Genomic DNA, 13,731 nt, shown 5'->3' with positions numbered 1-13,731 from the left:
CATGAACTGGCTCACCAATGTCGTCCGGCCAAAAATCCGCAACATCCTGCGCCGCGAGACGCCGGAGAACCTGTGGATCAAGTGCCCGGATTCCGGGCAGCTCGTGTTCTACAAGGACGTCGAGGCCAACCAGTTCGTCATCCCCGGCTCGAACTACCACATGCGCATGGGCGCGGTAGCGCGGCTGAAGTCGATCTTCGACAACGAGACCTGGTACGACATCGCGCTGCCGGAAGTGACGGCCGATCCGCTCAAATTCCGCGATGAGCGCAAATATGTCGACCGCATCAAGGACGCCCGGGCCAAGACCGGGCTGAACGACGCCATCAAGGTCGGCTACGGAAAGCTAGAGGGCGCCGGCGTCGTCGTCGCGGTGCAGGATTTCGATTTCATGGGCGGTTCGCTCGGCATGGCCGCGGGCGAGGCGATCGTGCGCGGGCTCGAGCTTGCGGTGGAGAAGAAGTCGCCGTTCATCATGTTCGCGGCCTCGGGCGGCGCGCGCATGCAGGAAGGCATTCTGTCGCTGATGCAGATGCCGCGCACCACCGTCGGCGTGCAGATGCTGCGGGAAGCGAAGCTGCCCTACATCGTGGTGCTGACCAATCCGACCACCGGCGGCGTCACCGCGTCCTATGCCATGCTGGGCGACGTGCAGATCGCCGAACCCGGCGCGCTGATCGGCTTTGCCGGCGCGCGGGTGATCGAGCAGACCATCCGCGAGAAACTGCCGGAAGGATTCCAGCGCGCCGAATATCTGCTCGATCACGGCATGATCGACATGGTCGTGCATCGCCACGAGATGCGTCCGACGCTGGCGCGGTTGTGCCGGCTGTTGACCAAATCCCCGGCGCTCGACGTCGCTTCAAAGCCCGCGCCGCAGGTCACGGACCCGGCCCAGATCGTCTTGGCGCCGGAAGCCGTGCCGGCTGCGCCCCACGCGTGAATCTACCTGCCGCCAGATCCCAGCCGCTCGGTGAATTGATCGCGCGGCTGGCTGCCTTGCATCCGAAGCGCATCGATCTCAGCCTCGATCGCATGCACCGGTTGCTGGAACGGCTCGATCATCCGGAGCGGACGCTGCCGCCGGTGATCCATGTCGCCGGCACCAACGGCAAGGGTTCGACCATCGCCTATCTTCGCGCGATCCTCGAGGCCGCAGGCCTGCGCGTGCACGTCTACACCTCGCCCTACCTGGTGCGGATCAACGAATGCTTCCGCATCGGCGAGGAGGGCGGCGGCAAGCTGGCTGATGATGCCGAGTTGCGCCGGGTGCTGGAGCACTGCGAACAGGTCAATGCGGGCGAGCCGATCACGATTTTCGAGATGGAGACCGCGGCGGCGTTTTGCCTGTTCGCGGAGCATGAGGCCGATGTCGTGCTGCTGGAAACCGGCCTTGGCGGGCGGCTCGACGCCACCAACGTCATTGACCGGCCGATCGCGACCGTCATCGCGCCGGTCAGCATGGATCACATGGAATTCCTCGGCAGCACGCTGACCGCGATCGCCGGCGAAAAGGCCGCCATCATCAAACGCGGCACGCCGGTGATTTGTGCCGAGCAGGCGCCGGAGGCAATGTCTGTCATCGAGGCGCAGGCGACGCGCATGCGCGCGCCGATGCATGCGGCGGGACAGCAATGGCATGTCGGCGTCGAACGCGGGCGGCTGGTCTATCAGGACGAGCGTGGCCTGATGGACCTTGCGGCGCCAAGGCTGTTCGGACGGCATCAGTTCGACAATGCCGGTCTTGCGATTGCGACGTTGCGGGCGATCGAGGCGTTCAAAATCGGAATGCGGGCGTTCGAGGCCGGCATCGTTGGCGCCGAATGGCCGGCGCGGATGCAGCGGCTGGTCGCGGGCGCGCTGGTCGATCAGGGGCCGAAGGGGTGTGAGATCTGGCTCGATGGCGGGCACAACGCAGAAGGCGGCCGCGTCGCGGCTGCAGCGCTCGGCGACCTCGAAGAGCGGGTATCGCGCCCGCTGGTGGTGATCGCGGGCATGATGGCGAATAAGGATGCGGGCGCGTTCCTCGCCAATTTCGCCGGCCTGACGCGCCACATCATGGCGATACCGATTCCCGGACGCGACAACGCGATGCCGCCGGACAGGCTGGCGGATGCGGCGCGCGCGCTCGGCATGCGCGTGGAAAATGCTGGAAGCGTCGACGCTGCGCTACATGCGCTGTCGCGGTTGGCTTACGAAGTGCCGCCGCGCATCCTGATCACCGGCTCGCTCTATCTCGCCGGCCATGTGCTTGATATCAACGGCACGCCGCCGGGATAGCGCCGAAGAAAAATTAGTCCGAAGAAATTAAATGGCCGCTGAAATTGCTTCCAGCGGCCGCCCGGGTAGAAATAATTGATTGCTTATGAATTCTCCAGCCCCGGTCTTTGCAAAGACTAGCCAAGACGCCCGCCGACTGCGAGTCGGAACCCGGGTTCCGCGCTAGAACCAATGGGGGATGTTGCGGGGCGGCTTCACCCAAATGAGGTAGATCGTCATAGTATCGTTCTTGAAGGTTGTGACGTCAGTTGTCGATAGCTGGAATTGAGAATCAACATGCGCTTTGTCGCGATTGCCGATGTGCACGGAAACTATCTCGCGCTGGAAGCCGTGTTGGCCGACATCCGCGCACAGGGCATTGGTGAGATCGTCAATCTCGGCGACATGGCGAGCGGCCCGCTCGACGCGCGGCGAACCATGGACGCGCTGATGGCGCTCGACGCCGTTCACGTGCTTGGCAATCATGATCGCTACCTGATTGATCGGCCGCCGGAGAAAATGGGATCATGGGATCGCCCCGCCCATGCGCAGCTCGAACAACGCCATCTGGACTGGCTGCGCGCCGTGCCAAAGACCGCCGTGTTTCGCGATCAGGTCTTTCTCTGTCACGCGACGCCCAACCATGACGAAGTCTATTGGCTGGAGACGGTGTTGCCCGACGGCACCGTGCGAATGTCCCCGCGGGAGGCGATCGAGGAGCACGCCAAGGGCATCACGCAGTCCTTGATCCTGTGCGCGCACACCCATCTCGCCCGCGCGGTCAGGCTTCGCGATGGCCGATTGATCGTCAATCCCGGTAGCGTCGGTTCACCCGGCTATCGCGATACTCATCCGTTTCCGCATGTGATCGAAGCCGGCACGCCGGATGCACGCTATGCCATCCTCGAATTCGCCGACGGCGTCTGGCGTGTCACCTTCCGTCACGTGCCATATGATCATGAGGCGATGGCAACGCTGGCGCGGCAGAACGGCCACGTCGAACTCGCCACCGCGCTGGCGACGGGATGGATCAACGTGTAGCCCGGATGGAGCGAAGCGCACTCCGGGAGTTGGTGCCGCAACGGCAGAGTCCCGGGTTACGCTTCGCTGCACCCGGGCTACAACTCTTATTCAGCGCGGCTGATCGGCAACATCGGACACGCCGACGTGATCGCGATAGACCATCTCCCAGCCCTTCCAGCCGGTGAAGAGCAGGATCAGCACCACGATGAACGACAGGAGCAGGCCCGTCGGGATAATGGCCGAGGTTCCTTCCGTGTAGCGCGAATACCAGTTGTAGAGCGCGATCACGACCGCAACGACGTTGCCGCCGGCGTGCAGCCACGCGTCGTTGAGATTGCGAATGCGATCGTCTCCCATCAGATCGATCGCGCCCACGACCGCCGCGAGCGCGGCCATGATCAGGCCTATTCCCAACAGCCAGAGCGAGGCGCTGGCCCAGAACTCATTCGAGGTTCTCCAGAACGCCACGTCTGAAACGAAGGCCAGGACGAAGCAGGCGACCGGAAAAGGAATGAGCATCGGATGGATCGGATGACCTGCAATTTGTGCAGTCGATTTAGGGTTTGTCATATGTGCCTCCTAAAGTGGCAATAGGTATTCAACTGCCTGTTATGAGGCGGGTTCCTGCGTGAAGCCGTCACAGCCGGCAGGTGCGTCGCAACAAATGTCAGGGAATGCCCGCTTCGCGACATAGGGCCTGTAGCCCGGATGGAGCGCAGCGCAATCCGGGATAGCGCTCAACGCTGCAGGGGAGCTCCCCGGGTTACGCTTTCGCTCCACCCGGGCCACGAGACTACGGCACCTTCACTTCAGCAGTTTCATCGGGTCGGCGGCCTTCTGCCGGAGCTGGTCGAAGCTGCATTGCCGCGGCGCCTTGTCGGGCCGCCAGCGCAGGATGGAGGTGCCGTGGCGGAAGCGTTCGCCGCTGAAATGATCGTAGCAAACCTCGATCACCAGTTTTGGCTCCAGCGGGCACCACTTTGCCGAACGTTCGGTCGACCATCGGCTCGGCCCGCCCGGCGCGTTGCCGGTGAAGCCGGGCGGCGCGATTAGCGGCTCAAGCCTGTCCGTCAGCGCCGGCTTGTCCGCCTGCTTGATGGCGGAGGTGAAGCCGACATGATGCAATAGTCCCTGATCGTCATAGAGGCCGAGCAGCAGTGAGCCCACGACCTTGCGGTTCGCGATTCTGTTGGTGGCGTAGCGGAAGCCGCCGACCACGCAATCGGCGCTGCGGAATTTCTTGATCTTCTGCATGCCATCGCGGTTGCCGGCCTGATAGGGCAGGTCGACGCGCTTGGCGATCACGCCGTCGGAACCGCCGCCGGATTGCTTCAGCCATTTTTGCGCGGTCGCATAGCTCGTCGCAACCGGCGAAAGGCGAAACGTCGGGTGCGATTTGAACTGGGTTTTCGCAAAGGTTTGCAGCGCCGGGCGGCGCTTGCGTAAGGGTAATGCGGCGAGCTTCTTGTTCGCCGCTGACGCCAGCAGATCGAAAGCGAGAAAAAGCGCCGGCGTTTCCTGCGACAGCTTTTTGATCCGGCTCGCGGCGGGATGAATCCGCTGCAGCAGATCATCGAACGAAAACGCTTCGCCGTGCGGCACGACGATTTCGCCATCGAGCAGGAATACATCCGCTTTCAGCGCCAGCGCGGCGCTGACCAGTTCGGGAAAATAGCGTGCGAGATCCTCGCCGGACTTCGAACGGAGATCGACGGCCTCGCCGTGGCGGGATAGCAGGCAACGGAAGCCATCCCATTTCGGCTCGTACTGCCATTCCGGGCCGCGCGGGATCGCATCGACCGAGCGTGCCTCCATTGCCGCGAGCGGGGCGGGTCGCCGGCGAGCCTTTCCGGATGGCAGGCTCAGGGACTCTTCAACGCGAGACATACCGTCTCAACGCAAACGGCCGGCTATTCGCCGGCCGTTGTCGGAAAAATTCTCAAAGAACCGATCAGACCGCAGCGGTGATCCACTGCTGCAGCTTCGCCTTCGGCGCGGCGCCGACCTGACGGGAGGCCATCTCGCCGCCCTTGAAGATCATCAGGGTCGGGATCGACATCACGCCGTATTTCGAGGCCGTCTTCGGGCTCTCGTCGACGTTCAGCTTCACGATCTTGACCTTGTCGCCCATGGCGCCGGAAATCTCGTCGAGCGCAGGCGCGATCATGCGACAGGGGCCGCACCATTCGGCCCAGAAATCGACGACCACCGGCCCGGTCGCCTTGAGCACTTCGGCTTCGAAATCGGCGTCAGAAACCTTGCCAACGGCCATGGGAATTACCTCGTTCGGTTAGGAATTAAGGGGCGCGGGATGAGAATCGCGCCCGCAATGATAGGATCAAACCTATGAACGCGATCCTGCCGGGTCAAGCACGGGTCACGCCGAGATGATGGATGCCAGCTCGGCCTCCAGCGCGGAGGCTGAAATCTCCATTAATTCAGCGCTTTCGGTCCAAAGCAGCGCCGCTCGAACCACCCGCTGGGGATAGAGCTTGCCCAGCACCGCCCGGTACAGCGCGAGCTGGCGGACGTAGCCCCTCGGCGCCCCGTCTGGCCGGCTTGGCGGGGCATGGTTGGTCTTGAAATCGACGATCAGGACCTCGCTGTCGGTGACCACGAGGCGGTCGATCTGCCCGGATACCAGCGCCGGCCGGCCGCCCGGCCGCTCCAGCCGTCCGACGATCGAGACTTCGGCTCGGCTGCCGGGGGCAAACACGGCTGCGAAGCGGGCATCTGCGATCAAGGCCAGCGTGCTTTCGGTCAGCGCCTGCCGTTCCTCCTCGGTCCAGCCATCGGCGTTGCGGGCCAGATAGGCCAGCGCGGCCTCTCGGCGGCGCCCGGCGGCGATATCGGGCAGCGATTGCAGCAGACGGTGCACCAGCGTACCCCGCTGCAGGGCGCGGGCGCGCTGCGTGAGCGATTCGGCCGTCCGTACCGGGTGGCGCTCGCTGTCTGCGGGGTCCGAGGGCCGCAACAAGCTTTCCGGGGAAATCTCAGGCTGGGCCGGGGTCAGCAGCCAGTAGGGCAGCACCAGCGGCGCCGGCGCGGGCGGCGCCGCAGCGGGAGCGGCCGGCGGCGCGGTCTCCTCGGGGCGCGTATAGCGTTTCACCCGGCCTATCGCGGTCTCGATCTCCTGAAGCAGCAGGGTGGAACCGTCGAGCCCCTTGGTGATCAGGTCGTACCAGGATAGCGGCCGGACACTCCTCATGTTGCCGGGCAGGCAGCCGCCAACGATCAGGCGGTCCGCCGCGCGCGTCATCGCGACATAGAGCAGGCGGCGGTATTCATCCTCGGTATCGCCGATCATCGCCGCGCGCGCCGCGACGACGGCCGGCGGATCCTCCGCCTTGCGGCCGGCCCAGACCACGACGCCGGGCGCATGCGGATCGGCATTGCCCTGCGGCAGGTTGATGAGTTTTAGCCGCTGCGTATCCGAGGGCGACGTCGTGGTGTCCACCAGGAACACGACGGAAGCCTCCAGGCCCTTGGCGCCGTGTACGGTCATGACGCGGACCTCGTCGCGCGAGATTTCCATGTCGCGCTTCACTTCGAGATCGGCCGTGCGCAGCCACGCCATAAAGCCCTGCAACGAGGCGGGCGCCTTGCGTTCATAGTTCAGCGCCAGCTCCAGGAACTCATCGAGCGCGTCGTTCGCCTCGTGTCCGAGCCGGCGCAGGATTCGTGCGCGGCCGCCATCGCCGCCGAGCAGCCAGGCATAAAACGCGAACGGCGTTTCGCTTGCAAAGCGGCGCTCGCATTGTTCAAGCCGCCACAGTGCATCCCGCAGCCGGCCGTCGGCCGCGGCGCGCTCAGCCAATGCCGTGCGCAACGATCCCTTGCGCTGCCAGGCGATCTTGAACAGGTCGTCATCGCCAAGGCCGAACAGCGGGCTCTTCAGCGCCACTGCCAGCGCCAGGTCGTCCTGCGGAAGCAGCAGCGCATCAGCGAGATTCATCAGGTCGATTATCGCGATGTGCTCGGTCAGCTTGAGGCGATCTGCGCCGGCGACCGGGATACCCGCGTGCTTCAGCGCCTGGATCACGGCATCGAACGCGTTGCCGCGCCGCCGTACCAGCACCAGCATGTCGCCATAGCGGAGCAGTCGGCGGTCGCCCTTGCTGCCGGTTGTTACACCGCTGCCGACCAGCGTCTTGATCTCGGCCTGAATGCGCCGGGCAAGCTTCACTTCGGGGCTGGTCGCGGCGACGCCATCGAACGGCGCACGCCAGCCCTCGATGTCCTGCCGGTCGTCCGCTTCCGCGAGTTCCCAGAGATCTATCTGGCTCGGACCGGCATCGGCCAGCGCGTGATGAATCGGATTTCCGATATCGACCGCATGGATGCTGCGAAAGATATCCTGCTCGCGAAACACCTGATCGACCGCATGCAGGATCGTCGGTCCCGACCGGAACGAATAGGTAAAGGACACCGGATCGAACTTCAGCCCGGCGCCCTCGAACTTCCTCTGCAACGCGCGGCGGCGCAGGTCGAATTCGCGCGGGGCTGCACCCTGGAACGAAAAGATCGACTGCTTCTCGTCGCCGACCGCGAATACCGTTCGCACCACGCCGTCGCGCGCGCCTGCGCCCGAGGTGAATTCGGAGATGATATGCGCGACGATGTCCCATTGCCGCGGGCTGGTGTCCTGCGCCTCGTCGATCAGCACATGGTCGACGCCGCGGTCTAGCTTGTAATGCACCCAGCCCGAGGAGACGCGGTCAAGCATTTCCAGCGTCTTGTCGATCAGATCGTCATAGTCGAGCAGGCCGCGTTCCTGCTTCTCGCGGCGGTAATTGGCGGCGGCAGCCGTGGCGATATGCAGAAGCGCCTCGGTGCGGTCGCGGGCGGTCACCGCGCGGCGTTTGGCGATCAGGGGCGCGAGGCGATCAATCTCGGATTCGAACAGACGTCCTACCGCAGGATTATCCCGCGCAAAGTTCTTTGTAACGACGGATTTGCGCGGCGTGCGATCGGCGTCCGTGAGGAACACGCAGAGATACTCGTCCACCTGGGCTGCACCGGAAAACGCCAACGCGGCGCGAAGCTGCGCCGCCTGGCCCTGATCGGTTTTGCTCCCGGTATCCAGGAGTTGTGCGATTTCCTGCCAGCGCGACCGCGGCAGGTTCGGTCCGTCCAATATCTCGCGCTCGACGTCTTCGAGGCGATCATCGGGATCAACGCCGAGCGCCGCCGAAATCTGCACGGCGGCGGCCTGCGCGCTGCCGGCGGCGTCCGTCCAGGCCATGAAATGATCGCGGCTGAGGCAGGCCTCGCGCACCACGTCCTTGAAGGTGACGTCGGCGGCGCTCGCCATTGCCGTCATGAGCGCGCGGCCCGTCGCGCTTTCGGGGTTGCGCGACGCCTCGAGGAAAACCCCGAGATTGGCGCGCTCCATCATCTCGTTCTGGTCGCGGTCGTCGAGCACGGCAAACCGCGCGGGCACATTGGCCTCGAACGGGAATTGCTGCAGCAGCCGCGCGCACAGCGCGTGGATGGTCTGCACCTTCAGCCCGCCCGGCGTCTCCAGCGCGCAGGCGAACAGTTTGCGGGCCGATTTGCGCAAGCGTGCGCCGGGATGCGGAATGCCGGCCTCGCGGATCGCCGCATCCAGCGCGTCGTCGTCGAGCGTCACCCAATGGCCGAGGGTGGTGAACACGCGCTCCGCCATGTTGGCGGCGGCGGCTTTTGTAAACGTGATGCAGAGGATCTTTTCCGGCGCCACGTCGTCGAGCAGCAGCCGGATCACCCGCTGCACCAGCACATGCGTCTTGCCCGAGCCCGCATTCGCCGAGACGAAGGCGGAAGCCGCCGGATCGGAGGCGCGCGCCTGCGTGGCGCGAACGGCGTCGGGAATGGTACGGGCAGCCTTCACCATTCCTCGATCCCCAGTCCGCCGGCCGCCGACCATTCCTTGATCCGGGCGAGATCGTCATAGGCGCCGTAGCGGTTCGACCACATCGACAGGTTCAGCGACGTGTAGGCGGTCTCCTCGTTCTCGAATTTGCGGATCAGCGCTTCAAGCTGCTCGCGGGCGTAGTCCGCCGCTTCGTCCGGCCGCTGCGGCGTATCGTTGTTCCTGATTTTCAGCTCCAGCGAGCGCTGCTCGCCGGGCGGATTGTTGCCGCTGAGCCTGACATAGACGAGTTCGCCGACGGATGAACCTGCGTGGATATTTTCAAAGCCGCCCTCGCGCAGGATCGCAGCCTCCAGCGTCAATTGCGGCGACAGGCCCATGCGGACCTGCTTGCCGGTCGGCGGCTGGCCGGTCTTGTAATCGAGGATCGCAAAGCTGCCGTCATAGCGCTGCTCGATCCGGTCGGCGCGCGCCGACAGCGTGAAGATGCGTTCGTTGTCGAGCGGAATCTTGATCTCGCCCCCGATCTCGGCGACGATTTTGTCGATCTCGCCGCGCCGCGCCAGTTCCCAGTCCGCAAACCAGGTAGCGATGCGCTGAAACCGCGGCCACCACAGCGCCCGCGCCTCGGGACGCTCCATCAGCGGCGCAAAGTATTTTTCACCGATGCCGCGCAGCACCAGCGCGGGCTGCGCGGGAAGCGCGTCTGCGAATTCTTGCGTGAACTCGCCGAGCGCGTCATGGATCGCCGAGCCGCGATCGGCCGCCGACAATGGCATGTCGACGGGATCGAGCGGATCGAGCCGCAGGATATACTTCGCGTAAATCGTGTAGGGATCGCGCAGCCAATCCTCGATCGCCGTGACCGACAGTTTTGTCGGCCGCGTCGCGACGGGCGGCTTCGGTGCGGGCTGCTCGATAGGCACGACCGCGTCGGGCTGGTCGAGTTCGGCGGCGAAGCGGACGTAATTTTCACCAGTGCTTTTGGCCGCGTCCCAGCGCGCTTCGCCGGCGACGGCCTCCAAGCGGTGCAGAAAGCGCGAGGCGACCGCCGGCGCGCCGCCGACTTTCGCCGAATGGGTCAGGATCACATCGTCCGTTCCCAGCAATTGCGCAAAATCGTGCGCGGAGAGGCCGATGCGTCGCTCCGGCAGATCAAGGCCGAGTTCATGGCGCATCGGCCGGCTCAGCCAGGGATCGACCCGCGGCGCCGGCGGCCATACGCCTTCGACCAGCCCGCCAAGGATGATGCGATCGGACTCGGTCAGCCGCGCTTCGAGCTGGCCGTAGATGTGTAGTTGCGCGCTCGACGATTCCGGCCGCCGTACCATGCGATCGGCATAGGCGGTCTGGAACACATCGGGGTAATCGCCGAGCTGCACCATAAGGCCGCTCGGCTTTTGCTCAGCGAGCAGGTCGTCGAACGCCGCTGACAATGCCGAACCCTGCGCTTCCTCGAAGACAACGGCAACGCCGTTTTGATCTGCAGACAACGCGATCAGCGTTTCGCGATGGCGTTGCGCCAGCTCGGCGAAATCGAACGGTTTTGACGCGCCCATGATTTCCAGCGGCGACAGCGCCTTCTGCAGCGCCGCGATCAGCGCCTGCGCCTGGTCGAGTTCGCCGTCTCTTAATTTGGCGCGCGGCTCGGAGGCGTGAAGCGAGGATGTCTCACGGCTCCTGAGCTTTTTGAGCTCCACACGGAAGCGATCGAAGTCGCGCGCCAATCCGGCCGTTCCTGCCTGTGGCCGAGTGCCGCGCAGCAGCGCCAGTTCGAGTATCTCGATGGCGTGCTTGAACGCGCCGCATGCGCCGCCGAGCCGAAACTGCGGATGTTTCAGCAGCGCGAGCAACGTTGGCGGCTCCAGCCCCTTGCTGGCAGCTTCCGCGGCGAGGCGGGCAAAAATGCCGCTTGGCGTGTCCATCAATGCGTCGCCGCCTGAATCGTCGAACTCGAGATTCCAGCGCCTCAGCGCCGCCATCACCCGCCGCGCCAGCGCGCGATCCGGCGTAACCAGCGCCGCCGACTTGTTCAGATGCCGCGCCTCGCGCATCGCCACTGCAATCGCCAGCGCCTCCATCTCCGAGTTGGGCGCCTCGACGACGGCTAGCTTGGTCATGCCGCCTGCGATCCTTAACGAGACATCCGGCTGGGCCAGACGGTCGTGCCATTGTTCGGTCGCGCTCGACGGCCGCATCGTCTCGGACACCAGCATCTCGCGCCCGTGTTGTGCCGGTGTACCCAGGATCTCGACGTCGCTCCGTTTGATACCGAAGCGATCCAGCAAGGCGTGCATCGCGAATTGCGGATGGTTCGAGGAGGGCTGCGTGGTGAATTTGCCCTGCGCGTCCCTGACGCCGCCGATCGTCTGCCAAGCTTCCTCGTCGAGATCGGTGTCGAGCCCCGGCAGCACCACGGCGCCTTGCTTCAGGCCGGCAACGGCAGTGAGGAATTTCGCGGTTGCCGGCATCGAACCGGTCGAGCCGGCTGCCACCACCGGTCCCTCATGATGAGCGGTCAGGCGCGCTGCTTCCGCATCGATCAGGCGGTCGCGCCGTTCGGCGGGTTCGATCCTGCCGATTTCCTTCAGATGCTCCGGCCATGCCTTGCGCGCGATGCGCAGGAATTCCAGCGAGTGCTGCCAGTATTTGTCGAACTGGTCGGGCACCAGCTTGTCGAGCGCTTCCCAGGCGACGCCGCGCGTCACCATGTCGTCCATCAGCCGCGCCAGGTCGCCGGCGAGCGCCAGTGTCGAGGCCGGGCCGCCGACCACGAGCGGCGCCGACACCGGGCTTTTCGCCCATGCTGCAACCAGATGCGCCAGCGTCAGGCGGCGCTCCAGTTCGCCGAGCCGTGGCGGAATGTCGAGCGGCGCCACGCCGCTGAATTGTTCGGAGCCTTCCGCAAATGCCAGCTCGTCCTCGTCGATGTCACCCAGCGCCACGATGCGCGGCAGGATCGCCGCGTCGGTATTCAGTTCATCGAGAAAGATCTCGCGCGCCAGCCGCCCGGCACGCCGGGTCGGCAAATAGAGCGTCGCCGTTGCGAGATTGAGAGGATCCTTGCGCGCCTCGAATCCTTCGACGAGGCGGCCGTCGACCAGCGCCGCGATGACGGTGCGCAGGAACGGCACGGAGACGGGAACGCTGAAAACGCGCATGGGCTTCCTGATTCGAGGTCAGGGGCAATATAGGGAGGTAAGAGGGGTAGGTCATGGGTGGGCGCGGATAACCCCCACTACACACCGTCGTCACCGAAACAGTAGGGTGGGCAAAGCGCAAGCGTGCCCACCATCTATCCGCGACCGGTGCCTTGAATGGTGGGCACGCTGCGCTTTGCCCACCCTACGAAGCTACTTTGCATGGGGTTGTTTTCGAGATTTTCGTCCGAGCCCGCGGCGGAATCAGGCCACGCTTTCCAGAAACGCCTCTTCCGCGGCCTGTACCGCGTCGGGGGTTCCGACGTGCATCCAGACGCCGTCGAGCCGCAGGCCGAACAGCCGCTCCTGCTCGTTGGCGCGGTCGAACATTTTCGTCAGCGAAAACTCGCCGGCCGGTGCATCGGCGAACAGCGAGGGCGACATGATTGCCGCGCCCGCATAGACGAACGGCACCACCTGGTGTTCGCGCCGCTTGCGCAACGCGCCGTCCGGCAGCATCGCGTAGTCGCCGCGGCCGGCATAGCCGATGCTGCTCGTGGTCGGCGCCATCAAGAGCAGGATGTCCATCCGGTCAGGGGCGAAGGTTTCGGCAAGCCGCGCCAGATTGGGGCGCACGCCGTCGATCCACATCGTGTCTGCGTTGACGTGGAAGAACGGCTCTGTGCCGAGCAGGGGCAGCGCCTTCACGACCGCGCCGCCGGTGCCAAGCACCTCGTCGCGTTCGTCGGAGATGATGATGCGGGGGAGGGCGCGACCGGCCGTATGCTCAATGATCTGGTCGGGCAGGTAATGCACATTGACCACGGCTTCGCCGACGCCGGCACCAGCGAGCTTGTCCAGCACGTGATCGAGCAACGGCTGGCCGGCCACGCGCACCAGCGGCTTCGGCATATGGTCGGTCAATGGGCGCATGCGCAAACCGAGACCGGCGGCAAGGACCATGGCTTTGGTGGGCGTAACGGACATTCCTGGGATTTCTCTTGGAATTTCTCGAACCATCAAATCGGGCCGCGGATCATACCACGGCGAGTAGCTTGAGCCAGCAACCATGAGGCCTTAGTGGCCGCACATGACGGCCGTACGACGGCCGCCGGCGCGGCCAAATCTCAGACTTCGGCGTCCTCGGCCCCGCGCTTGGCCGCCTTCTTCTTCTTGTCGCCCTGCTTCAGGAAGTTGACGCCGATCTGATCGCCATTGACCCATGCCAGCTCGCAGCGCCGATAGGCTAGGCCCGTGGACGACAGCAGCAGGAAGAATTCCTTCAAGTGCAGACCCTCAACCGAACCTTCGACCGTCAGCTTGGCGCCGGTCTCGGAGACGTCTTCCATTACGCAGTCACGCCGCCAGGTGCCATCGATGCCCATCATGTGCGCCGCAAAGCCGCGCTCGAATACGACTCGATCTCCCTTGCGACGTTCCGCCCCCGCCATGGCC

The 13,731-nt window shown here is 64.8% G+C and carries 10 protein-coding genes; 3 read left to right on the top strand and 7 right to left on the bottom strand.

Translation table 11 applies throughout. From position 1 onward, the window contains the following. The first annotated feature begins 1 nt into the window (after position 1). The 3 genes from accD (at position 2) to IVB22_RS18535 (ending at position 3,300) form a co-directional block, all read left to right on the top strand. Positions 2 to 943 carry an acetyl-CoA carboxylase, carboxyltransferase subunit beta gene (accD, locus tag IVB22_RS18545; protein WP_247518741.1) on the top strand — a complete coding sequence of 314 codons (942 nt, stop codon included), beginning with the start codon at positions 2 to 4 and terminating at the stop codon, positions 941 to 943. Then, entirely contained in the window at positions 940 to 2,280 is a 1,341-nt protein-coding gene (locus tag IVB22_RS18540; protein ID WP_247518740.1) for a folylpolyglutamate synthase/dihydrofolate synthase family protein, read from the top strand. The genes accD and IVB22_RS18540 overlap by 4 nt, the downstream gene beginning before the upstream one ends. Positions 2,281 to 2,556: 276 nt before the next feature. Further along, positions 2,557 to 3,300, top strand: a complete 744-nt coding sequence (locus IVB22_RS18535; protein WP_247518739.1) for a metallophosphoesterase — start codon at positions 2,557 to 2,559, stop codon at positions 3,298 to 3,300. A 90-nt stretch (positions 3,301 to 3,390) separates the two neighbouring features. Here IVB22_RS18535 and IVB22_RS18530 read toward each other — a convergent pair whose 3' ends face one another. The 7 genes from IVB22_RS18530 to IVB22_RS18500 form a co-directional block, all read right to left on the bottom strand. Beyond that, positions 3,391 to 3,852, bottom strand: a complete 462-nt coding sequence (locus IVB22_RS18530) for a DUF2231 domain-containing protein (protein WP_247518738.1) — start codon at positions 3,850 to 3,852, stop codon at positions 3,391 to 3,393. Positions 3,853 to 4,086: 234 nt separating this feature from the next. Then, positions 4,087 to 5,169, bottom strand: coding sequence for an ATP-dependent DNA ligase (locus tag IVB22_RS18525; protein ID WP_256467433.1), 1,083 nt, complete (start codon positions 5,167 to 5,169; stop codon positions 4,087 to 4,089). A gap of 64 nt (positions 5,170 to 5,233) precedes the next feature. After that, entirely contained in the window at positions 5,234 to 5,554 is a 321-nt protein-coding gene (trxA, locus tag IVB22_RS18520) for a thioredoxin (protein WP_016847387.1), read from the bottom strand. A gap of 105 nt (positions 5,555 to 5,659) precedes the next feature. Continuing rightward, on the bottom strand, positions 5,660 to 9,157 hold the full coding sequence (addA, locus tag IVB22_RS18515; RefSeq protein WP_247518737.1) for a double-strand break repair helicase AddA: 3,498 nt from the start codon (positions 9,155 to 9,157) through the stop codon (positions 5,660 to 5,662). Beyond that, on the bottom strand, positions 9,151 to 12,297 hold the full coding sequence (gene addB / locus IVB22_RS18510) for a double-strand break repair protein AddB (RefSeq protein ID WP_247518736.1): 3,147 nt from the start codon (positions 12,295 to 12,297) through the stop codon (positions 9,151 to 9,153). Before addB ends, addA begins: the two co-directional genes overlap by 7 nt. Positions 12,298 to 12,540: 243 nt before the next feature. Continuing rightward, entirely contained in the window at positions 12,541 to 13,263 is a 723-nt protein-coding gene (locus IVB22_RS18505) for a nucleotidyltransferase family protein (protein WP_247518735.1), read from the bottom strand. A 140-nt stretch (positions 13,264 to 13,403) separates the two neighbouring features. Further along, on the bottom strand, positions 13,404 to 13,727 hold the full coding sequence (locus IVB22_RS18500) for a PilZ domain-containing protein (RefSeq protein ID WP_214488096.1): 324 nt from the start codon (positions 13,725 to 13,727) through the stop codon (positions 13,404 to 13,406). Between the last annotated feature and the right edge of the window lie 4 nt (positions 13,728 to 13,731).

This window comes from Bradyrhizobium sp. 190, from assembly GCF_023073415.1.
Lineage (GTDB): Bacteria > Pseudomonadota > Alphaproteobacteria > Rhizobiales > Xanthobacteraceae > Bradyrhizobium.
Note: the sequence above shows the minus strand (reverse complement) of the source record. Positions and strands in the feature narration are given on the sequence as shown.

Coding starts and splice junctions, on each gene's coding strand:
- accD (WP_247518741.1), top strand. CDS start 2: ATGAACTGGCTCACCAATGTCGTCCGGCCAAAAATCCGCAACATCCTG.
- IVB22_RS18535 (WP_247518739.1), top strand. CDS start 2,557: ATGCGCTTTGTCGCGATTGCCGATGTGCACGGAAACTATCTCGCGCTG.
- IVB22_RS18530 (WP_247518738.1), bottom strand. CDS start 3,852: ATGACAAACCCTAAATCGACTGCACAAATTGCAGGTCATCCGATCCAT.
- IVB22_RS18525 (WP_256467433.1), bottom strand. CDS start 5,169: ATGTCTCGCGTTGAAGAGTCCCTGAGCCTGCCATCCGGAAAGGCTCGC.
- trxA (WP_016847387.1), bottom strand. CDS start 5,554: ATGGCCGTTGGCAAGGTTTCTGACGCCGATTTCGAAGCCGAAGTGCTC.
- addA (WP_247518737.1), bottom strand. CDS start 9,157: ATGGTGAAGGCTGCCCGTACCATTCCCGACGCCGTTCGCGCCACGCAG.
- addB (WP_247518736.1), bottom strand. CDS start 12,297: ATGCGCGTTTTCAGCGTTCCCGTCTCCGTGCCGTTCCTGCGCACCGTC.
- IVB22_RS18505 (WP_247518735.1), bottom strand. CDS start 13,263: ATGTCCGTTACGCCCACCAAAGCCATGGTCCTTGCCGCCGGTCTCGGT.
- IVB22_RS18500 (WP_214488096.1), bottom strand. CDS start 13,727: ATGGCGGGGGCGGAACGTCGCAAGGGAGATCGAGTCGTATTCGAGCGC.